This is a genomic window from Pseudomonas sp. FW215-R2, from assembly GCF_058789255.1.
This window is the reverse complement of the sequence record NZ_JBYTBO010000001.1, coordinates 376004-396681: the sequence shown is the minus strand read 5'-3', so window position 1 is coordinate 396681 and position 20678 is coordinate 376004. Positions and strand designations below refer to the sequence as shown.

General features: G+C 60.9%; 22 protein-coding genes. 11 read left to right on the top strand and 11 right to left on the bottom strand.

Annotated features, from left to right (window positions below; all coding sequences use genetic code 11):
• Positions 1–186 precede the first annotated feature (186 nt).
• From AC3WRD_RS01700 to AC3WRD_RS01670, 7 genes are all read left to right on the top strand, one after another.
• Positions 187–1851: an OFA family MFS transporter gene (locus AC3WRD_RS01700; RefSeq protein ID WP_096821954.1), complete on the top strand. Its 1665-nt coding sequence runs from the start codon at positions 187–189 to the stop codon at positions 1849–1851.
• A gap of 263 nt (positions 1852–2114) precedes the next feature.
• Positions 2115–2708, top strand: a complete 594-nt coding sequence (gene hisB / locus AC3WRD_RS01695; RefSeq protein WP_085712764.1) for an imidazoleglycerol-phosphate dehydratase HisB — start codon at positions 2115–2117, stop codon at positions 2706–2708.
• Positions 2708–3346, top strand: a complete 639-nt coding sequence (gene hisH, locus AC3WRD_RS01690; protein ID WP_085712765.1) for an imidazole glycerol phosphate synthase subunit HisH — start codon at positions 2708–2710, stop codon at positions 3344–3346. Before hisB ends, hisH begins: the two co-directional genes overlap by 1 nt.
• Positions 3347–3607 carry a DUF2164 domain-containing protein gene (locus tag AC3WRD_RS01685; RefSeq protein ID WP_096821955.1) on the top strand — a complete coding sequence of 87 codons (261 nt, stop codon included), beginning with the start codon at positions 3347–3349 and terminating at the stop codon, positions 3605–3607.
• A 42-nt stretch (positions 3608–3649) separates the two neighbouring features.
• Positions 3650–4387 (top strand): 1-(5-phosphoribosyl)-5-[(5-phosphoribosylamino)methylideneamino]imidazole-4-carboxamide isomerase, encoded by a 738-nt coding sequence (gene hisA / locus AC3WRD_RS01680; protein WP_102620626.1) that lies wholly within the window; start codon positions 3650–3652, stop codon positions 4385–4387.
• Between the two features lie 9 nt (positions 4388–4396).
• Positions 4397–5167 carry an imidazole glycerol phosphate synthase subunit HisF gene (gene hisF, locus AC3WRD_RS01675; RefSeq protein ID WP_007897430.1) on the top strand — a complete coding sequence of 257 codons (771 nt, stop codon included), beginning with the start codon at positions 4397–4399 and terminating at the stop codon, positions 5165–5167.
• 76 nt (positions 5168–5243) lie between these two features.
• The gene (locus AC3WRD_RS01670; RefSeq protein WP_096821956.1) at positions 5244–5999 is read left to right on the top strand and encodes a substrate-binding periplasmic protein; all 756 of its coding nucleotides are present in this window, start codon (positions 5244–5246) and stop codon (positions 5997–5999) included.
• Here the strand turns inward: AC3WRD_RS01670 and AC3WRD_RS01665 are convergent.
• The 5 genes from AC3WRD_RS01665 to gpmI all read right to left on the bottom strand — a co-directional run bounded on the left by AC3WRD_RS01665 (position 5980) and on the right by gpmI (position 12589).
• A complete protein-coding gene (locus tag AC3WRD_RS01665) occupies positions 5980–7380 on the bottom strand; it encodes a Vps62-related protein (RefSeq protein WP_102650854.1) in 1401 nt (466 codons plus the stop codon). The genes AC3WRD_RS01670 and AC3WRD_RS01665 overlap by 20 nt on opposite strands.
• A gap of 108 nt (positions 7381–7488) precedes the next feature.
• Positions 7489–8265, bottom strand: a complete 777-nt coding sequence (locus AC3WRD_RS01660; RefSeq protein ID WP_102622640.1) for a divergent polysaccharide deacetylase family protein — start codon at positions 8263–8265, stop codon at positions 7489–7491.
• A gap of 2 nt (positions 8266–8267) precedes the next feature.
• The gene (locus AC3WRD_RS01655; protein ID WP_096821959.1) at positions 8268–9587 is read right to left on the bottom strand and encodes a S41 family peptidase; all 1320 of its coding nucleotides are present in this window, start codon (positions 9585–9587) and stop codon (positions 8268–8270) included.
• A 34-nt stretch (positions 9588–9621) separates the two neighbouring features.
• Positions 9622–10926: a murein hydrolase activator EnvC family protein gene (locus AC3WRD_RS01650; RefSeq protein ID WP_102622641.1), complete on the bottom strand. Its 1305-nt coding sequence runs from the start codon at positions 10924–10926 to the stop codon at positions 9622–9624.
• Positions 10927–11062: 136 nt separating this feature from the next.
• Complete coding sequence (gpmI, locus tag AC3WRD_RS01645; protein ID WP_102622642.1) at positions 11063–12589, bottom strand: 2,3-bisphosphoglycerate-independent phosphoglycerate mutase; 1527 nt, start codon at positions 12587–12589, stop codon at positions 11063–11065.
• A gap of 153 nt (positions 12590–12742) precedes the next feature.
• On the opposite strand from gpmI, the gene AC3WRD_RS01640 reads away from it, so the two are divergent.
• Genes AC3WRD_RS01640 through secB form a run of 3 tightly spaced genes read left to right on the top strand, consistent with a single transcriptional unit; the run spans position 12743 to position 13955 of the window.
• Positions 12743–13156, top strand: a complete 414-nt coding sequence (locus AC3WRD_RS01640; RefSeq protein ID WP_096821962.1) for a rhodanese-like domain-containing protein — start codon at positions 12743–12745, stop codon at positions 13154–13156.
• A gap of 1 nt (position 13157) precedes the next feature.
• A complete protein-coding gene (gene grxC / locus AC3WRD_RS01635) occupies positions 13158–13412 on the top strand; it encodes a glutaredoxin 3 (protein ID WP_096821963.1) in 255 nt (84 codons plus the stop codon).
• A 57-nt stretch (positions 13413–13469) separates the two neighbouring features.
• Positions 13470–13955 carry a protein-export chaperone SecB gene (secB, locus tag AC3WRD_RS01630; protein ID WP_085733279.1) on the top strand — a complete coding sequence of 162 codons (486 nt, stop codon included), beginning with the start codon at positions 13470–13472 and terminating at the stop codon, positions 13953–13955.
• Positions 13956–14020: 65 nt separating this feature from the next.
• On the opposite strand, the gene AC3WRD_RS01625 is transcribed toward secB, so the two are convergent.
• Positions 14021–14476: a tRNA (cytidine(34)-2'-O)-methyltransferase gene (locus AC3WRD_RS01625; RefSeq protein WP_102622643.1), complete on the bottom strand. Its 456-nt coding sequence runs from the start codon at positions 14474–14476 to the stop codon at positions 14021–14023.
• Here AC3WRD_RS01625 and AC3WRD_RS01620 point away from each other — a divergent pair.
• Positions 14475–14915: a hypothetical protein gene (locus tag AC3WRD_RS01620; RefSeq protein WP_096821965.1), complete on the top strand. Its 441-nt coding sequence runs from the start codon at positions 14475–14477 to the stop codon at positions 14913–14915. The two genes, AC3WRD_RS01625 and AC3WRD_RS01620, sit on opposite strands and share 2 nt — an antisense overlap.
• Before the next feature lie 410 nt (positions 14916–15325).
• On the opposite strand, the gene ntrC is transcribed toward AC3WRD_RS01620, so the two are convergent.
• The 5 genes from ntrC to AC3WRD_RS01595 form a co-directional block, all read right to left on the bottom strand.
• The gene (gene ntrC, locus AC3WRD_RS01615) at positions 15326–16762 is read right to left on the bottom strand and encodes a nitrogen regulation protein NR(I) (protein ID WP_096821966.1); all 1437 of its coding nucleotides are present in this window, start codon (positions 16760–16762) and stop codon (positions 15326–15328) included.
• Positions 16759–17844: a nitrogen regulation protein NR(II) gene (gene glnL, locus AC3WRD_RS01610; RefSeq protein ID WP_096821967.1), complete on the bottom strand. Its 1086-nt coding sequence runs from the start codon at positions 17842–17844 to the stop codon at positions 16759–16761. Before glnL ends, ntrC begins: the two co-directional genes overlap by 4 nt.
• A 230-nt stretch (positions 17845–18074) precedes the next feature.
• Positions 18075–18698, bottom strand: coding sequence for a DUF4124 domain-containing protein (locus tag AC3WRD_RS01605; protein ID WP_102622644.1), 624 nt, complete (start codon positions 18696–18698; stop codon positions 18075–18077).
• The gene (locus tag AC3WRD_RS01600) at positions 18695–19204 is read right to left on the bottom strand and encodes a DUF4124 domain-containing protein (RefSeq protein ID WP_102622645.1); all 510 of its coding nucleotides are present in this window, start codon (positions 19202–19204) and stop codon (positions 18695–18697) included. Before AC3WRD_RS01600 ends, AC3WRD_RS01605 begins: the two co-directional genes overlap by 4 nt.
• 97 nt (positions 19205–19301) lie before the next feature.
• The gene (locus AC3WRD_RS01595) at positions 19302–20645 is read right to left on the bottom strand and encodes a toxin-antitoxin system YwqK family antitoxin (RefSeq protein ID WP_256580669.1); all 1344 of its coding nucleotides are present in this window, start codon (positions 20643–20645) and stop codon (positions 19302–19304) included.
• Positions 20646–20678: the final 33 nt, after the last annotated feature.

The following is a 20678-nucleotide window of genomic DNA, read 5'->3' as shown; positions in this document are numbered from 1 at the left end:
AAAAGGTGATATCAGTTTGGTTTTTCTGTCACGTGCAGATGGTAACCTTCGCCCGTTCGTCCGCCCTTCTGCGACTTTTGGTCGCGCCTCAAGGAGCTTCACCCACCAACACGGTCATGCCTGCGTGCATAAAGGCCGGGGGTGAGCAGTGGCTGGCGAACCATACTAATAATTGGGGGATACACAATGAGCACGAGCATTACGGCGGACGGCCTCAGCGCCGCCCAGCCTGCGTTCCTGTCCAAGGAACGCATCATCGCCAAGCCCGGTTTCAACCGCTGGCTGGTACCACCGGCCGCTCTGGCCATTCACCTGTGCATCGGCATGGCCTACGGTTTTTCCGTGTTCTGGCTGCCGTTGTCCAAGGCGCTGGGCATCACCGCTCCGGTGGCTTGCGCGCCGGACATGAGCTTCATCGCACAAGTTTTCTCGTCGCAATGCGACTGGCCGATCTCCATGCTCGGCTGGATCTACACCCTGTTCTTCATCTTCCTCGGCTGCTCGGCAGCGATCTGGGGTGGCTGGCTCGAACACGCCGGCCCGCGCAAGGCCGGTGTCGTCTCGGCACTGTGCTGGTGTGGCGGTCTGCTGATCTCGGCGTTGGGTATTTATACCCACCAGATCTGGCTGATGTGGATCGGCTCCGGCGTGATCGGCGGTATCGGTCTGGGCCTGGGCTACATCTCGCCGGTGTCGACCCTGATCAAATGGTTCCCGGACAAGCGCGGCATGGCCACCGGCATGGCGATCATGGGCTTCGGTGGTGGCGCGATGGTCGGTGCGCCACTGGCGACCGCTCTGATGAGCCATTTCGCTTCGCCGGCTGGCGTGGGCGTGTGGCAGAGCTTTGTGGCCATGGCCGCGATCTACTTCGTGTTCATGATCGGTGGTGCGCTGTCGTACCGCGTCCCGCCGACCGGCTGGAAGCCTGAAGGCTGGACCGCGCCAGCGAAGAAAGCGTCGAATGCGATGATCACCCACCGTCACGTACACGTGAATGTGGCGTGGAAAACCCCGCAATTCCGTCTGGTGTGGCTGGTGCTGTGCCTGAACGTGTCCGCCGGTATCGGCATCCTCGGCATGGCTTCGCCACTGTTGCAGGAAGTGTTCGGCGGCAAGCTGCTGGGCAATGATCTGCCGTTCGGTCAGCTGGATGCCGGGCAACTGGCGTCGATCGCAGCGATTGCGGCCGGTTTCACTGGTCTGCTGAGCCTGTTCAACATCGGCGGCCGGTTCTTCTGGGCGTCGTTCTCGGACTACCTGGGTCGCAAGAACACCTACTTCGTGTTCTTCGCGCTGGGCTTTGCGCTGTACGCGCTGATTCCGAACCTCGGCCATCTGGGCAACGTTGCGCTGTTCGTGGCGGCGTTCTGCATCATCCTGTCGATGTACGGCGGTGGCTTCGCAACCGTTCCGGCCTATCTGGCCGACCTGTTCGGCACGCAGATGGTCGGTGCGATCCACGGTCGTCTGCTGACAGCATGGGCTGCTGCTGGCGTGCTGGGTCCGGTGCTGGTGAACTACCTGCGTGAGTATCAACTGAGCATCGGCGTTGAACGCGCGGCGGCTTACGACATCACCCTGTACATCCTCGCCGGCCTGCTGGTGCTGGGTTTCCTGTGCAACCTGCTGGTACGTCCGGTGGCAGACAAGTACTTCATGACCGACGCCGAACTGGCTGCCGAGCAGGCGCTGGGCCACGACAAGGGTGCTGACAGCAGCACCGTGCTTGAGTGGAAAGCCGCGCCGGGCAGCAAGCCGTTGGCGGTTGCTGCGTGGCTGGCGGTCGGGATTCCGTTGGCGTGGGGTGTGTGGGTGACCCTGCAGAAGACTGCGGTGCTGTTCCACTAAGTAAAACGTCGTAACCCTGTGGGAGCGAGCCTGCTCGCGATAGCGGTCTGACAGTCGACAGTGATGTTGAATGTGCGGCCCTCATCGCGAGCAAGCTCGCTCCCACAGTTGTTTTGGGCTGTCCGAAATGGCTTGTATGGACATGTCTATCCCCGACAGTACGGGCTTCTATCCGTCTGCCATATCACGTCTCGTGTTTCTGTTTCGGCCCCGCGCCCCTATAATGGCTGCCTTTTTCGCCCAATGATTTTGCGGAGCTGGTGATGGCCGAACGTAAGGCGTCTGTCGAGCGCGACACTCTGGAAACCCAGATCAAAGCCTCGATCAACCTTGATGGCACCGGAAAGGCCCGATTCGATATCGGTGTTCCTTTTCTTGAGCACATGCTGGATCAGATCGCCCGTCACGGGTTGATCGACCTGGATATCCAATGCAAGGGCGATCTGCATATCGACGACCACCATACCGTGGAAGACGTCGGTATCACTCTCGGCCAGGCCTTCGCACAAGCCATCGGCGACAAGAAAGGCATCCGTCGCTACGGCCATGCCTACGTGCCGCTCGATGAAGCGCTGTCGCGCGTAGTGATCGACTTCTCCGGCCGTCCGGGCCTGCAGATGCACGTGCCGTACACCCGCGCCACCGTCGGCGGCTTCGACGTCGACCTGTTCCAGGAATTCTTCCAGGGCTTCGTCAACCACGCGCTGGTCAGCCTGCACATCGACAACCTGCGTGGCACCAACACTCACCACCAGATCGAAACCGTGTTCAAGGCTTTCGGCCGCGCGCTGCGCATGGCCGTCGAGCTGGACGACCGCATGGCCGGCCAGATGCCTTCAACCAAGGGCGTGCTGTAATGCAGACGGTTGCGGTAATCGACTACGGCATGGGCAACCTGCACTCGGTGGCCAAGGCCCTCGAGCACGTTGGCGCCGGCAAGGTGCTGATCACCAGCGATGCGGACGTGATCCGCGAAGCCGACCGCGTGGTGTTCCCCGGCGTCGGCGCGATTCGCGATTGCATGGCGGAGATCCGTCGCCTCGGTTTCGATTCGCTGGTACGTGAAGTCAGCCAGGATCGCCCGTTCCTCGGCATCTGCGTCGGCATGCAAGCCTTGCTCGACACCAGCGAAGAGAACGACGGCGTCGACTGCATCGGCTTGTTCCCGGGCGCGGTGAAGTTCTTCGGCAAAGACCTGCATGAAGACGGCGAGCACCTGAAAGTCCCGCACATGGGCTGGAACGAAGTGAAGCAGTCGGTGGATCACCCGCTGTGGCACAACATTCCGGACCTGGCGCGTTTCTACTTCGTGCACAGCTACTACATCGCCGCCGGTAACCCGCGGCAGGTGGTCGGCAGCGGTCATTACGGTGTCGATTTCGCCGCGGCGCTGGCCGAAGGTTCGCGTTTCGCCGTGCAGTTCCACCCGGAGAAGAGCCATACCCATGGCCTGCAATTGCTGCAGAACTTCGCTGCGTGGGATGGTCGCTGGTAAATGGCCGTCAAGAAATCCAAGCCGCCGATCCTGACCCTCACGCCCGAGCAGGAAAGCGACGCCAATCGCAAGATCCAGCGGTTCATGGAGGATCGTTTCGAACTGGACCTGGGTTCGTTCGAGGCGGCGGAAATTCTTGAGCTGTTTACCCGCGAAATTGCTCCGCACTATTACAACAGGGCGATTTTCGATGTGCAGACCCACCTCAAGGAGCGGTTTGAAAGCATCGAAAGCGACCTGTGGGCGCTCGAGAAAAACTGATTTCCGAGCCAAGCTGAACATTCAAATTTGAAGGTTTGCCAGATGCTGATTATTCCCGCTATCGATCTCAAAGACGGTGCCTGCGTACGTCTGCGCCAGGGCCGCATGGAAGATTCCACAGTGTTCTCCGATGACCCGGTGAGCATGGCTGCCAAGTGGGTGGAGGGCGGTTGCCGTCGTCTGCATCTGGTCGACCTGAACGGCGCTTTCGAAGGCCAACCGGTCAACGGCGAAGTGGTGACCGCGATCGCCAAGCGCTACCCGACCCTGCCGATCCAGATCGGCGGCGGCATCCGTTCGCTGGAAACCATCGAACACTACGTCAAGGCCGGCGTGAGCTACGTGATCATCGGCACCAAAGCGGTGAAGGATCCGGCGTTCGTCGCGGAAGCCTGCCGTGCGTTCCCGGGCAAGATCATCGTCGGTCTGGATGCCAAAGACGGTTTTGTCGCCACCGATGGCTGGGCTGAAATCAGCACCGTGCAGGTCATCGACCTGGCCAAACAGTTTGAAGCCGACGGCGTGTCCTCGATCGTTTATACCGACATCGCCAAAGACGGCATGATGCAGGGCTGCAACGTACCGTTCACCGCTGCGCTGGCTTCTGCCACCAAGATCCCGGTGATCGCGTCCGGCGGCATTCACAACCTGGGTGACATCAAGTCGCTGCTCGACGCCAAGGCGCCAGGCATCATCGGCGCCATCACCGGCCGGGCGATCTACGAAGGCACTCTCGACGTCGCCGAAGCGCAAGCTTTCTGCGACTCGTACCAAGGCTGAGGACTGACCATGGCGCTGGCCAAACGCATCATCCCTTGCCTGGACGTGGACAACGGCCGGGTCGTCAAAGGTGTGAAGTTCGAGAACATCCGTGACGCCGGCGACCCGGTGGAAATCGCCCGTCGCTACGACGAGCAGGGTGCCGACGAGATTACCTTTCTCGACATCACCGCCAGTGTCGATGGTCGCGACACCACGCTGCATACCGTCGAGCGCATGGCCAGCCAGGTGTTCATTCCGCTGACCGTCGGCGGCGGCGTGCGGACCGTGCAGGACATTCGCAATCTGCTCAATGCCGGTGCGGACAAGGTGTCGATCAACACCGCTGCCGTGTTCAACCCGGAATTCGTCGGCGAAGCGGCGCAGCATTTCGGCTCGCAATGCATCGTCGTCGCCATCGACGCGAAGAAGGTCTCGGGCCCGGGCGAAACCCCGCGCTGGGAAATCTTCACCCACGGCGGTCGCAAGCCGACCGGTCTCGACGCGGTCGAGTGGGCGAAGAAAATGGAAGGCCTGGGTGCCGGTGAAATCCTCCTGACCAGCATGGATCAGGACGGCATGAAAAACGGTTTCGACCTGGGTGTGACCCGCGCCATCAGCGATGCGCTGGGGATCCCGGTGATCGCTTCCGGTGGCGTCGGCAACCTGCAGCATCTGGCCGATGGCATCCTCGAAGGTCACGCCAGCGCTGTACTGGCGGCAAGTATTTTCCACTTCGGTGAATACACCGTTCAGGAAGCCAAGGCTTATATGGCGCACCGCGGCATCGTAATGCGTTAAACATCCATACAGGCCAGTGGACAGCATGGCGTACCCAAGGCACTCTTGGGCACGCCATGGATTTCGGTAGCCCGACATGATCAAACGCCTGCTTCTCGCCCTCGCCAGTGCCTCCGTGTTGTTGATCAACACTGGCCACGCCGAAGAAAGTCCCGACACCGATCTGGTGCTCCTCACTGAAAACTTCCCGCCGTACAACATGGCGAAGAACGGCAAGAATTTCGCTCAAGACGAAAACATCAACGGCATCGCCACAGACATTGTGCGCGAGATGTTCAAGCGTGCCGGCATCACTTACAGCCTGACCCTGCGCTTCCCCTGGGAACGGGTCTACAAGCTGGCGCTGGAGAACCCCGGTTACGGTGCTTTCGTCATGGCACGCCTGCCGGATCGCGAGACGCTGTTCAAGTGGGTCGGCCCCATCGGCCCGGATGACTGGGTCATGCTGGCCAAAGCCGACAGCAAGATCACCCTCGAAACCCTGAACGATGCGCGCAAGTACAAGATCGGCGCCTACAAGGGCGATGCGATTGCCGAGACCCTGGCCAAGCAGGGCCTGAAACCGGTGGTGGTGTTGCGCGATCAGGACAACGCCAAAAAGCTCGTCAGCGGTCAGATCGACCTGTGGGCCACCGGCGATCCTGCCGGGCGGTATCTGGCGCGACAGGATGGCGTGACCGGGTTGAAAACCGTACTTCGCTTCAACAGCGCCGAACTGTATCTGGCGCTGAACAAGGACGTGCCGGACGAAGCCGTTGCCAAGCTTCAGGCAGCGCTTGATCAGATGCGCAAGGACGGCGTGGTCGACGAGATCATGGGGCGGTATCTGTAACTGTCGCTGATTCTTTCGTTGATTGCGGATCTGCCACGGGCTCCGCAGCCGGCAGCTTTTCAGGTTCCTTCTCTGGCTCGATGGCAGTCGGTTTCTCAAGTTCTTTCTTCGTATCCTTTGACGGTTCCGGCTCGGCCGGGTAGTCAGTCAGATGCAGGCTATTCATATCGGTATAGCTGAGATGGCCTTCCACTTGTGAACCGTCTTCGCGCAGCAATCGGTAGTCGCTCTGCATAAGATAAATCGCTGCGAACCGGTTTTTCGCAACCAGCGCAATAACTTCTGCCTGTTCGGAGTTCACCCATTCATAGGGTGCCGATTCGGTGTTGCAGAAACTGTCGCCCAACCTGGCTGAGCAGGTGATGGCCGACTCAGGCGCAGACAATGCCGACGGCCATTGGCTGCCGATGTCGATTCCGGTTTTGCGCGTGAACGTGCGCACCATTTCGAAGGATTGGGCTCGGCCGGCTCTCCACCTGAAAGGGCGATGCATGTCTGTGCTGTTCTGGTCTTGGCCGACGAGCAAGTAGCGATCAGTTCTTTCCATACGATAAAACGGTGAAGTGCGTAGCTGTACAAGGCTTGTCATCGCCGGGTCGCTGACCGTGAACCACGGCAATCGGACGACCTGTGTAATCTTGGGTGGCGTCAGGATGGCGGAGGCATCATGTCCGGTCAGTACAGGGGCCGCCGGAGGCGTATCGACCTGAAGCGCAATAGGCATCCGTAAGGCATAGGCCGTGATGGATGCAGCAGGTTTGCTGTAGCCGTTGGCACCGATAAACGTGCCGGGTGCAAAGAATATCTCCCCGGCAGGTGCGGTCGGAGGCTTGACGCTCCAGGTGCTGAAATCGCGGTCGGCTCCGCTACCCTTGTCGCTCCAGATCAGTGCGTTGGCGCTTGCGGCGACCACCAGATCTGCACGTACACAACGAACGGCGTTGAAGGACGGCTTGTTGCGGTCGTTGGAACATACCATTCCGAGTGCCACATAGCCTTCGGGAGGAATCGGCCGCCATACGGAGCAGTCACCGTTGGCGCGCGAACCTGAATCGCTCCATACCCGTTGGTAATCATCAGGCCTGCTCAGTGCCGGTCCCTTGCCGGCTTCGGCATTCTGCGGATCGCCCTCGCGGACAACCGCCATCACCTGCCTGTCGTTGATATTGTCCCGTCCGGAGACAACGAGATCGCCCAGCGGAAAATAGCCGGGCAGCAGGTCGGGAGCCGGTGTCGGGCGCCAGAAGCTGTCGGGTTTTGAATTCGAGCCTGTGTTGTCCCAGATCCGGTGAAACTCGGTGGTGAAATTGATCAGCAGGTTTTCAACTGCAATGGGCTCCATCTGCCGAACAGATGAGTTGAGAGAAGTTTGGGTGTTCATGATTGATCCCGAATAAAGAAAGCGGCTTGGTGTCGCCGCGACGGGTCTCAATATCCGGGTATGGAGGGGGCTGGCTGCGGTATCTATCTATAGCTTCGTGACAGCTTGTTACCGGTAGACGCCGTCTTTGCCATGAGCGGCCGTGGCGCGATTGCTGCGCACACTGATCATCTGCTTGATGTCGATCCACTCGATGCCTTGAGCTTTCAACTTCGGCAGTTCCCGTTCCAGCACCGCCAGGGTCTGTGGATAAGGATGGCCGATCATCACCGCTGAACCCTGTTTGCGCGCCAGGTTGATTGCCGTCTGCAACTGGGTGTAGATCGCCGCTTCGGTGCGCTCGTCATCGAGAAATACATCCCGCGAAACACTTGCCAGATCGATCTTCTGTGCCTGTTGAGCAGCGACGGTCTGGGCGCTGGTGCGGCTGTCGACGAAGAACTTGTGACGGCGCTGCAACTCACCCATCAACCAGGCCATCGCCACCGGTTGAGCCGTCATTCGGCTGCCCATGTGGTTGTTGATGCCGGCGGTGTAGGGGACCATTTTGAACGCGGCGTTCAGCCGTTTCTCAAGCTCTTCGATGGGCAGTTCGGGATGCCAGGCAAACGGCCCGGTGGCCGGGTCCATCGGCATGTGCAGGATCACGATCTTGCCGGCGCGATGGGCTTCGCGGGCAAATTCGGTGGCGTGCGGGGTGTCGGGCATGATTGCCGTGGTGACCGGCCCGGGGAGGGCCAGCACGCGGCGATCCCGGGGCAGGTTCTGCCCCAGGTCGTCGATGATCAGTGTCAGGTAGGCTTTTTGTGGTGTCGGTCTGGCAGGCTCTGCGTGAGCAGCACCCGCCAGACAGCACAGCAGGACAAAGACAAAACGCAAAGACATCCTCAACGGCCGGACGTGATGCTCAGGCCTTTGAGCAGGCTCAGGGCCTGGGCCAACTGGTAATCGTCATCCTGCGGCATGGCTTTCGGTTTCGCGCCGGAGCCGGTCGGTTTGTCTGCGCCGCCGTTGCCGTTGCCCAGGTGACCCTGCAGGTCGGCTTCCTTGAAGTATTCGCCGTCCGCTTCGTTGGTGATCTTGGCCTTGCGCACTTCGATGTCCGGGACGATGCCCTGGGCCTGGATCGAGCGGCCGTTCGGCGTGAAGTACAGCGCGGTGGTGATCTTCAACGCACGGTCGTTGTTCAGCGGCAGCACGGTTTGCACCGAGCCTTTGCCGAAACTGGTGGTGCCCATGACCACGGCGCGTTTCTGGTCTTGCAGGGCGCCGGCGACGATTTCCGAGGCCGAGGCACTGCCACCGTTGATCAGCACGACCATTGGCACGGCTTCGCTTTCGTCCTTGCCGGTGGCGGAGAAGCGCAGTTCGGAGTTGGCGATCCGGCCCTTGGTGTAGACGATCAGGCCTTTGGTGATGAAGTGGTCGACCACTTCCACCGCTGCCTGCAGCACGCCGCCCGGGTTGTTGCGCAGGTCGAGGATGATGCCGTTGAGCTTCTTGCCGTTGTCCTTGCGCAGCTTGGCCAGGGCCTTGGAGACTTCCTCGCCGGTCTTGACCTGGAACTGGGTGATGCGGATCAGGCCGTAACCCGATTCCAGCAGTTGCGCCTTGACGCTCTTCACCTGGATCACCGCACGGGCCAGGGTCACGTCGAACGGCGTACCGCCGTCGCGCACCAGGGTCAGGGTGATTTTCTGGCCGATCTTGCCGCGCATCTTGTCCACGGCTTCGGTCATGGTCTGGCCACGAGTCGGCGCGCCGTTGATCTTGACGATAAAGTCACCGGCCTGGATGCCGGCCTTCGACGCTGGCGTATCGTCGATTGGCGACACAACCTTGATGAAACCGTCTTCCGAGCCGACTTCGATGCCCAGGCCGCCGAACTCACCGCTGGTGCTTTCCTGCAGCTCGGTGAAATCTTCCGGGCCGAGGTAGGCCGAGTGCGGGTCGAGGTTGCTGAGCATGCCCTTGATGGCGTTTTCCAGCAGGGTCTTGTCGTCCACCGGTTCGACATAGGCGGCCTTGATCCGGTCCATGACCTCGGCAAAGGTGCGCAACTCTTCCAGCGGCAACGGGGCCTTGGAAGTCGCGGCAGTGCCTGCCGGAGCGACAGCCGGAGCCGGTTGAGCGGCGAACGCCAGAGGCGCGCCGATCACCAGGGCGATCGTCAGGGCCAGCGAGGTAAGACGGGACAAATGCAGCATGTCGAACGAACTCCTAAAGTTGGTGACTCAACGCCTATCCTTGCGCGCGGCACCATTGCGCCGGATCACTCGGGTGACCCTGCTGACGAATTGCGAAATACAGCGCTGGTGTGTCCTGCCCGCCACTGCTACCGACAGTGGAGATGGACTCACCGGCTTTTACCACGTCACCAGCCGACTTCAGCAGCGTCTGGTTATGACCGTAAAGGCTCAGAAAACCGTTGCCGTGATCAAGGATCACCAGCAGCCCGGCACCGCGCAACCAGTCGGCAAACACCACGCGCCCGCCGTGTACGGCGTGCACCTGGCTGCCGGCGGAGGCGCTGATCATCACGCCATCCCACTTGGTGCGGGCATCGTCGCCACGGGTTTCACCGAAGCGTGCCAGCAGTCGACCATCAACCGGCCATGGAAGTTTTCCCCGGGTGGCGGCAAAAGGGCCGCCGAACGTCTCGCCGCTGCTGGAAACCAGCGCGCCAGGTGTGGGTCTGGCTTGTTTGCGTGGGGCGTCGCTGGTGTCCGAGTCCGCATCGGCGCGGGCCTGGGCCTCACGCAAACGCTTTTTTTCGGCTTCCTGCTGGGCGATGAGCGCTTTCTGCCGCGCTTCTTCTGCCTCACGGGCCTGGCGGGCCAGGGTTTCTTCAATGGTTTTAAGGACTTTAGACAGGTCTGCCTGATCCTGCTCGCGGGAGGCCAGTTTCTGATCGCGCGCCTTCACGTCGTCGTTGAGCTTGGCCAGCACCTGCTGGCGCTCCTTGCGGACCTTGTCGAGTGCGTCGCGCTGGGTGTCGAGGTCGCTTTTCTGCACCAGCAACTGGGCTTGTTGGGCCGAGATGTCTTTTTCGACATTGGCCAGCTGGCGCAGGGTTTCGTTGAAGTTCTTCAGCTGCTCCAGGCGGGCCTGGCTCAGGTAGTCGTAATAGGTGAGGGTGCGGGCGAATTTCTCGGGATTCTGCTGGTTGAGCAGCAGCTTGAGATATTCCTGCCGGCCGTTCTGATAGGCCGCGCGGGCCTGGATGGCGATCAGTCGTTGCTGTTCAGTGCGCGCGCTCTGGAGTTTTTTTTTCTCCGCATCGAGCCGCTGCAGCTCGGACTCGCTCTTTTTCAGCTCTTTTTGCAGGGCGTCGACCTGTTTTTCGAGATTGCCCATCTCGGTTTCAGTGCCCTTGAGCTCTTTCTGAACGCCGGATTTTTCTTCCTGGAGCTTGCCCAGCAGCTTTTTCAGCTCGGCGATATCCTGACGCGTGGCGTCCAACTGTTGTTGGGTTTGCGCGCGCTCGTCAGCGAAGGCCGGTTGGAGCAGGCATGTCAGAGCGAGGGCGATCAGGACGCGAAGCATAGAGGCGGGCGGCACCAGGGTAAGGGACGGCCTAGTATGCCCGCCCCACGCGGCAAAAAAAACGCCTCAAAGCCAACTGCTTTGAGGCGTTCGTCATAAAAAGCCGTTTCAGGCTGATTACAGGGCGTTTTTGATATCAGACCAGAATCGAAGTGCCAGTCATTTCCACCGGTTTTTCCAGCCCCAGCAGTTTGAGCATGGTCGGCGCCACGTCCGCCAGCACGCCGCCTTCACGGACCTTGAGGTCGCGTTTGCCGACATAGATGAACGGCACCGGTTCGGTGGTGTGAGCGGTGTGCGCCTGGCCGGTGGCTTCGTCGGCCATTTGTTCGACGTTACCGTGGTCGGCGGTGATCAGCGCTTCGCCGCCGACCTTTTCCAGCGCCTCGACGATGCGGCCGACGCAGGTGTCCAGGCATTCCACGGCTTTTACCGCCGCCTCGAACACACCGCTGTGGCCGACCATGTCGCCGTTGGCGTAGTTGACAACGATCACGTCGTAGCGCTGATTCTCGATGGCATCGACGATGCGGTCGGTGACTTCCGGTGCGCTCATTTCCGGCTGAAGGTCATAAGTGGCGACTTTCGGCGACGGGATCAGGATGCGCTCTTCGCCCGGGAACGGTTCTTCGCGACCGCCGGAGAAGAAGAAGGTCACGTGGGCGTACTTTTCGGTTTCGGCGATGCGCAGTTGGGTCTTGCCGTTTTTCGCCAGATAGTCGCCGAGAACATTTTCCAGGCTGCCCGGCGCAAAGGCTGCGGGGGCCGGGATGCTGGCGGCGTATTGGGTGAGGCCCACGTACTGCACTTTTGGCTGGCGTGCGCGCTCGAATTCCTTGAAACCGTCTTCGACAAACACGCGGCTCAGCTCGCGGGCACGGTCGGCGCGGAAGTTCATGAACACCACGGCGTCGCCGTCTTCGACTTTTACCGGCTCACCGATGCTGGTGGCTTTGACGAATTCGTCGCTCTCGCCACGGGCGTAGGCGGCTTCCAGGCCTTCCTGGGCGGTGGCGGCGTTGAATTCACCCTTGCCGTCGACGATCAGGTTGTAGGCCTGGGAAACGCGATCCCAGCGGTTGTCGCGATCCATGGCGAAGTAGCGGCCGATGATGCTGGCGATGCGGCCCTTACCGAGCGCCTGGAAGGTCGCGTCGAGCAGTTCGATCGACGACGCGGCGCTTTTCGGCGGCGTGTCACGGCCATCGAGGAAGGCGTGCAGGTAGATTTTTTCGGCGCCACGCTTGAAGGCCAGTTCGGCCATGGCGATCAGATGATCCTGGTGGCTGTGAACGCCGCCGTCCGACAGCAGCCCCATGAAATGCACGGCCTTGCCGGCGGCCACGGCTTTGTCCACGGCGGCGCAGATGGTCGGGTTCTCGAAGAACTCGCCGTCGCGGATCGCTTTGGTCACGCGCGTGAAGTCCTGATACACCACGCGGCCGGCGCCGAGGTTCATGTGACCGACTTCAGAGTTGCCCATCTGGCCGTCCGGCAGGCCGACGTCCATGCCGCTGCCCGAGATCAGGCCGTTCGGCACGGTGGCCCACAGGCGATCCAGCACAGGCTTTTTGGCCGCGAAGACGGCGTTGGATTCGGGGCTGTCGCTGTGACCGAAGCCGTCGAGAATCATCAGGACCAAAGGTTTAGGCGTGGTAGTCATGGAATCCACTCGTGGCTAATAAAGAAGAGGGCGATGGAAAAGGGAGTTGGAGTTTAAAGCGAAGTTCCGACCGCGTCACCGCCGGACGGGGTTTGGCCGACCATAGTGGCTGTGTATACTGGCCGACATTTTAACGCCCTGGAACCTCCTTCGATGGTTGCTCACCTGATTGAATTTGCCACTAACCACTACATTCTTGTCGGTATCTTCGTCGTACTGCTGGCATTGCTGCTGGCGCACACAGTGCAGGGCGGCGGTAAAAGCCTGAGCACGGGCGAGCTGACCGCACTGGTCAACAAGGAAGCCGGCGTGGTGGTGGACATCCGTCCGAGCAAGGATTACGCCGCCGGTCACATCGTTGGCGCGGTGAACATTCCCCAGGACAAACTGGCCGCCCGCATCGGCGAGCTGGAAAAACACAAGGCCAAGACCATCATTCTGGTCGACGCCCTGGGCCAGACCGCCGGCACCCACGCCCGCGAGCTGATGAAATCCGGCTTCACCGCCGCCAAGCTGTCCGGCGGGATTTCCAGCTGGAAAGGCGACAACCTGCCGCTGGTGAAGTGACATGAGCGAAGTCATCGTCTATTCCAGCGATTACTGCCCTTACTGCTCGCGCGCCAAGTACCTGCTCGCGAACAAAGGCGTGGCCTTCGAAGAGATCAAGGTCGATGGCAAGCCGCAAGTGCGCGCCGCCATGGCCCAGAAGGCCGGACGCACGTCCGTGCCACAGATCTGGATCGGCGACACCCACGTCGGCGGATGTGACGATTTGTTTGCCCTGGAGCGCGCCGGCAAGCTCGACGCGCTGCTCAAGGCCTGAACTGCTGCACCTGCAAACCAAGAACCCTAAAAGACCCAAGATCAGAAAGGATCTGAGATGACTGACCAACAGAACACTGCAGCCAGCGAAGAAGAAACCGCACCGCAATTCTCCTTGCAGCGCATCTACGTACGCGACCTGTCCTTCGAAGCCCCGAAAAGCCCGGCGATCTTTCGCCAGCAGTGGGACCCGGCGGTCGGTCTGGATCTGAACACCCGTCAGAAGGCGCTGGAAGGCGATTTCTACGAAGTCGTGCTGACCCTGTCCGTCACCGTGAAAAACGGTGAAGAAGTCGCCTTCATCGCTGAAGTGCAACAGGCCGGTATCTTCCTGATCAAGAACCTGGACGCGGCTTCGATGAGCCACACTCTGGGTGCGTTCTGCCCGAACATCCTGTTCCCGTACGCTCGCGAAACCCTGGACAGCCTGGTGACCCGCGGTTCGTTCCCGGCCCTGATGTTGGCCCCGGTGAACTTCGACGCCCTGTACGCGCAAGAGCTGCAGCGCATGCAGGAAGCCGGCGAGACCCCGACCGTTCAGTAAGCGGTCGATGCAACAACGAAAAAAGCGCCGTTACAGGCGCTTTTTTCTTGGGCGATCGTATGGTGTTACTTGAAGTCGTTCTGCCGCCACGCTTCGTACACGGCCACTGCCACGGTGTTCGACAGGTTCAGGCTGCGGCAACCTTCACGCATTGGCAGGCGCAGGCGCTGTTCGGCGGGCAGGGCATCCAGCACTTCCGGCGGCAGGCCACGGCTTTCCGGGCCGAAGATGAACGCATCGCCGGGGACGAACGCCGCATCGTGAAACGGTCGCGAACCCTTGGTGGTGAAGGCGAACAACCGAGGGTTACCGAGGCTTTCCATGCAACTGGCCAGGTCGGCGTGGCGTTGCAGAGTGGCATACTCGTGATAGTCGAGACCGGCGCGGCGCAGACGCTTGTCGTCCATCTCGAAGCCCAGCGGTTCGATCAAATGCAGGTGGCAGCCGCTGTTGGCGCACAGCCTGATAACGTTACCGGTGTTCGGTGGAATTTCCGGTTGAAAAAGGATGACGTGAAACATGCACGGCTCCGAAGGTAAAGATGACGCGCATTCTACGCCGCAAGCCGACCCGCGTTCGAAACTATTCCCGCGGGTGATGGCGTCGCTGGCGATCGTCGGTGTGATGGTCGGGATGATGATCGGCCGTTTGACCACGCCTGACCCGAGCGTCTTGCAACAGGTCGAGGTGGCTGATGGCGGTCTGACGGTCTGGTTCAACAACGAGCCGAAGCTGCACGGCGAGATCGTCGATGGCAGCGTTGCGCTGTTGTTCGAGGCCGAAGGCAAGGCGCAGAAGGGCCAGCTCAAGCTCAACGGCAAGGACGTGAACTGGCGGACGCGATTGAGTGATGGGGGCCTGTTGCTGACGTTGGTAGCAGCGCGACCGCTGCAAGGGGAGTGGGCCGGCAGCAAGGTCGATGACCGCTGGCGGCTGGAGATCCATCTCCGGGAGCAATAAAAGAGGGAATCCCCGGCCTGCCTGTACCAAGGTTCCCGAAACGGGCGGGCTCATCGCATCGCGTACTGAGCCGGTGTAAAGAAGGAACCCCTGACCTGCCTGTATCAAGGGCCCCAAAAGGGTGGACTCATCGAGTCCGGTGTAAAGAGGGGAATCCCCGGCCTGCCTGTACCAAGGCCCCCGAAAGGGTTGGTGAATCGAATCACCTGACTGGGTTATTGCAGGGGGCGTGCCAGTTTTTATCGTTTTGAAACAAAAAAGCCCGATACAACGACGAAGGCCCCGTAATACGGGGCCTTCGTCTTTTCATCGGATGGTTTTTTCAGCGGGTTGCGGTGCAGGAATGAGCCAGCGACCGTGCCCGATTACGGGTCACGGTGCCTTGCGGCGGTGCAGGCGGGCGCTGAGGGTCAGCCTTCTTCGCCTTCGTCGTCATCCCCGCCATCGACCTTCATTCCCAGTTCCTTGATCTTGCGGGTCAAGGTGTTCCGGCCCCAGCCCAGCAACACGGCAGCGTCACGACGACGCCCCGCGGTGTGCTTCAGCGCCGTCTCGATCATGATCCGCTCGAACGCCGGCACCGCGCTGTCGAGCAGGCTCGACTGGCCGCGCGCCAGGGCCTGATCGGCCCACTGACGCAGTGCTTGCTCCCAGTTGGTCACGGGCGCCGAGTCTTGCGGCAGGCTCAGCAGTTCCGGTGGCAGGTCGCTGATGTGCACCTCGCGCCCGGACGCCATCACCGTGATCCAGCGGCAGGTGTTTTCCAGCTGACGCACGTTGCCCGGCCATGGCAGGTTTTTCAGGTATTCCTCGGTCTCGCTTTTCAGCAGTTTTGGCTCTACCGCCAGTTCTTGTGCTGCGCGGCTGAGGAAGTGCTTGGCCAGGGTCGGGATGTCTTCGCGACGGTCCGACAGGCGCGGAATGTGGATGCGGATCACGTTGAGGCGGTGGAACAAGTCCTCACGGAATTTCCCGGCGTGGACCAGGGTTTCCAGATTCTGGTGGGTCGCGGCAATGATCCGTACATCGACCTTGACCGGCACATGCCCGCCGACGCGGTAGAACTCGCCGTCGGCCAGTACCCGCAGCAGTCGGGTCTGGGTATCCGCCGGCATGTCGCCGATTTCATCGAGGAACAGCGTGCCGCCGTCAGCCTGCTCGAAACGCCCGCGACGCAGGTTGGCCGCGCCGGTGAAGGCGCCTTTCTCGTGGCCGAACAGCTCGGATTCCATCAGATCCTTCGGGATCGCCGCCATGTTCAGCGCGATGAACGGCGAGGCCGCACGCGGGCTGTGGCGGTGCAGGGCGTGAGCCACCAGTTCTTTACCGGTGCCCGACTCACCGTTGATCAGCACGGTGATGTTGGAGTGGCTCAAGCGCCCGATGGCGCGAAACACTTCCTGCATCGCCGGCGCTTCGCCGATGATTTCCGGGGTGCGGGTCAGGGTCGGCGCGACTTCCAGGCCCTGTTGTTCCTGGGCGTGCTGATTGGCGCGTTTGACCAGCGACACCGCTTCGTCGACATCGAACGGTTTGGGCAGGTACTCGAAGGCACCGCCCTGATAGGAGGCGACAGCGCTGTCCAGATCGGAGTGAGCGGTCATGATGATGACCGGCAGTCGTGGGTGTTGCTCGCGAATCCGCGCCAGAAGGTCCAGACCGCTGGCACCCGGCATGCGGATGTCGGAGATGATCACGTCCGGCTGCTGGCGCGCCAGGCGACTCATCACGCCATCGGCACTGTCGAAGCTCTGGGTGGTCATGCCTTCCTGTTGCAGGGCTTTTTCCAGGACCCAACGGATAGAACGGTCGTCATCGACGATCCACACGGTTTCACTACGGCTCATGTCGATGTGGCTCCTTGTTCCAGTGGCAGAAAGATCGAGAACGTGGTGTGGCCTGGATGGCTGTCACACTCGATCAGGCCCTGGTGCTGGCTGATGATGTTCTGGGTGATGGCCAGGCCCAGCCCGGTACCGTCCGGACGGCCGCTGACCATGGGAAAGAAAATGGTTTCCTGGAGTTCCGCCGGAATCCCCGGGCCGTTGTCGATGATCTCGATCTTGGTCACCAGGCGATGGCGGATGTGGCCGATGGTGAACTGGCGCATGGCGCGGGTGCGCAGGCTGATACGGCCCAGGCGCAACTCGTTCTGGCTGCTGATCGCCTGCATCGCATTGCGCACGATGTTCAGCACGGCCTGAATCATCTGCTCGCGGTCGATCAGGACGTCGGGAATGCTCGGGTCGTAATCGCGCACCAGCGTGATGCAGCCCTGGCTTTCGGCCTCGACCAACTGGCAAACGCGCTCCAGCACTTCGTGGACGTTGCACAGGGCCAGCGACGGCAATTTGTTCGAGCCGAGCATGCGGTCGACCAGATTGCGCAGGCGGTCGGCCTCTTCAATGATCACGTTGGTGTAGTCACGCAGGCTGTCTTCCGGCAGCTCCCGGGCCAGCAACTGCGCGGCGCCACGGATGCCGCCCAGCGGGTTCTTGATCTCGTGGGCGAGGCCGCGCACCAGCATCTTGCTGGTTTCCTGCTTGGACAGCTGCGCCTCTTCCTTGGTGATCCGCAACAGGCGGTCGCGAGGGTGAACCTCCAGCAACAGCAGGGTCGCGCCGTTGCTGAGGATCGGTGTCACCGCGTAGTCCACGGTCAGGGTCTGGCCGGTGAGGGCGGTGAGCATTGCTTCGCGCTTGGTGAACGGGTGCGCCTGTTCCACCGCCTGGCGCAACGAATTGAGCGCCTCGGTGGACTCGGTGAACAGCTCACTGATGAACTGGCCATGGCTGCGCTGACCGCTGATGGCCAGCAGCATCTCCGCCGCCGGGTTCATGTACTCGAGGCGCAATTCGGCATCGAGCAGGATGGTGGCGGTGGTCAGGTTGTCGAGCAGCAAACGGTGGAGTGCGTCGCTTATGGTCATCAGGACCTCTTTTGGAGCAAGGCGTGCGCGAGAACTAGGCGCCGATGTGTGGAAAATGCAAAAACCAAACCAAGGCTCCGAAAAGAAGCGTTCGACCCCTGAAACGGGCGTTTGACGCTCGTTTGCGTGGCGATCCGCCGGCCCTGGCGGGTACTTTCGAACCAAAATGGGTTGCAATGTGGGTACGGTGCAGACTGTTGCACCAATATAGTGCGCAAAGCTGAACGGCGTTAGAAGAAACGCAGGAAGGGATTTTTCGGTTCGACGGGTTTGTCTTTCAGCGGGCATTCCGGGCGAACGCCGTAGTCTTCGGTGGTGCAGGGTTTGACCTGGCGTTTCTGTGCCAGCGAAATGCGCTGCATGTGGAACGGCTGATTGGCGGTGCGCTCGACGATGCGATCCTGCGCGTCGAGAATCTCCACCGACAGGTTATGGCTGCCGCGATCGATATTGCTCAGCGGGAACACCGGGCTAAGGCCGGGCTCGCCGGTGGCCTGGCCGTCCAGCAGCAGGCGATAGCGATGACCTTTTTGCAGCCCCGGCTCGCTGGTGATGCTGACGATCAATTCGCCGGCGCTGCTGCGAATGGTCGCGTCCGGTTCGGGAACCAGCACCCGCAGCATGTTGTAGCGGAACAGCGGTTGCTCCGGTGATTTTTTAGCTTTGGTAATGGGCGCCGCCCCGGTCGGGTTGGAGGCCATGCGATTGCTGGTGGCCAGCGGCACACGCTTGGCATTGCCGCGCGGTTGATCGGTGTAGACCCGATTGCCTTGCGAATCGACATACGTGAAGACCTCGGCGGATGCGCCAAGCGCGAACAGAACCAGACATACGGCAATCAACCCGCGAGTCATGGCTTGTGCACCCGCTGCACAGTGAAGACCACTGCCGGACTCTGTTGAATGATCGCCTCGCCATTGATCACATGAACCGCCAGCCGATGCTCGCCCCGGTCAATGTTCACCAGCTGCAGGATCGGCACGTTGCTCGGCTGGCCATAAGGCGCGTCGTCCAGCAGCAGGCGCAATTGATGTGGCGGTTGCAGGCGCGGCTTGATCAGCACGCTGACGGTGAACGTGCCGTTGTTGGCGCGCAGGGCCTCTTCGGTGGGCAGGCCGGTCAGTTCCAGCACGTCATAGGCATTGCGCGCAGGCGCCCGGCTGGTCGTGTCCGACGACGGCGCGCTCGGTGCCTGAGGCTGGACGCTGTTGAGCGGCGGCAACGCCACCGGCTGCGCCTTCACGCCGTCCGGCGCATGATCGCTGTACACCGTGTTGCCGCTGGCGTCGGTGTATTTGTAGATCTGCGCGCTGGCGGGCAGTGCGATCAGCAGCAGGATGTAGAGAAAGGTGCGACCCATGAAATCGACCGGAAACGAAAACGATGGGTTGCAGCATAGGCCAGGGGCGGCGGTTAGCCCAACCGGGACAACATCCGCTCACACAAGCGCCCCGGAATTATTGTGAGATGCTAGGCGTAACCGCACTTTCGCGGGCGCCGGACAGGACATCGGCCTTGTAGTGCTCGATGAAGAGCAGCACACCATTGGCGTCGACTTCACGCAACTCGCCTTCCTTTTTGTCGTCAGCGAAGTGGACACTCCGGGTGTGGCCATTGTCCGCCTTGGTCACCCAGAGGCCTTGGCGTTTGTCATCGCGGTATTCACCGCGCTCGGTAGCGCCGCGGACAGTCAATTCGCTGAGGCCGTTGAGTTGACCGTGGGCATAGGTCTGGAATCCGGTGGCGACCCATTCCATGTCGTCGTGGTTGAGAAGCTGCCAACGACCCTCGCGCAAATCATTGTGGAATTCGCCCTCCAGTGTTTGCCCATCCTGGTACAGCGTCCATTGCCCCTCTCGTTTGCCCTCTACGAAATTACCGGACTCCGAATATTTTTCGTCTTTGGAAGACGACCACGGACCGATACGCACGCCTTGCTTGTAGGCCCCTTGGGCCGAGATCGATACGGAATCATAAGACACCGATTGGCCGTCTTCGCCGCCAGTGAATCTCGTCGGTTCGGTTTCCCAGGCAATACGCCTGACCCGATAGTTGTAGAGCGTGCGGTTACCCTCGACGAGGGTCTTGTCGAGCCAGCGCCAGAAGGTCACGGTGAGAAACCGGCCGTCTTTTTCCTGGTAGGTCTTCTTGAAAAAGTACGGCTCGTCATCTGGCGTCGGGTTGCTCAGTGGGTCGTAGTACTGGCTGTAATAGCTCACCAGTTTCCCTTGGCTGAGATCGAGCTGGTCGAATTCCGGCACACCGGACTCTTCAAGGAGGAGGCTGTAGTTGAGCGGGGTGATCTGGCTCAGCGCCTTCTTGATGGTCAGGGCGTCGAGCTGCTTGCGGCCTTGAGTGATACGGTCCAGCGCTGGCTGCAGTCGCGTTACACGGCTATAGAGGTGATCGTTGTCGTTGTACTTGTAGGCGTAGATCCTGTAGCCGTCGCTTTGCCGAAAAAGCACGAAACGAGTGGGGTCCTCACTGTCGAGCGACATGAGAAAAACCGACTCGATACTCGCCTGGCCGAAGTCATCAAGCAATTGCGGACGTTCGCCCGGTGTCTCGCAACGGCAGTAATAGCCTTTGACGCCGTTCGCTTCCTTGATGAACGCAAGGGTCGTCGAGCTTTCTTGCAAGCCCTGGATCAGCGGGTGAGCCAGCGGCTTGTCTTCATAGAACTCGGCAGCGCCGGCTGTCGAGCAGGCGAGGCCGGCCATCAGGGCGATAGCCCGTAACCACTTCATGCGAATCCCTTCGTCAAGGCGCCGGTCATGGCGCGAAAGCGGCGGATTATCCATGGATGAGCGGGCACAAAAAAGGCCTCCCGAAGG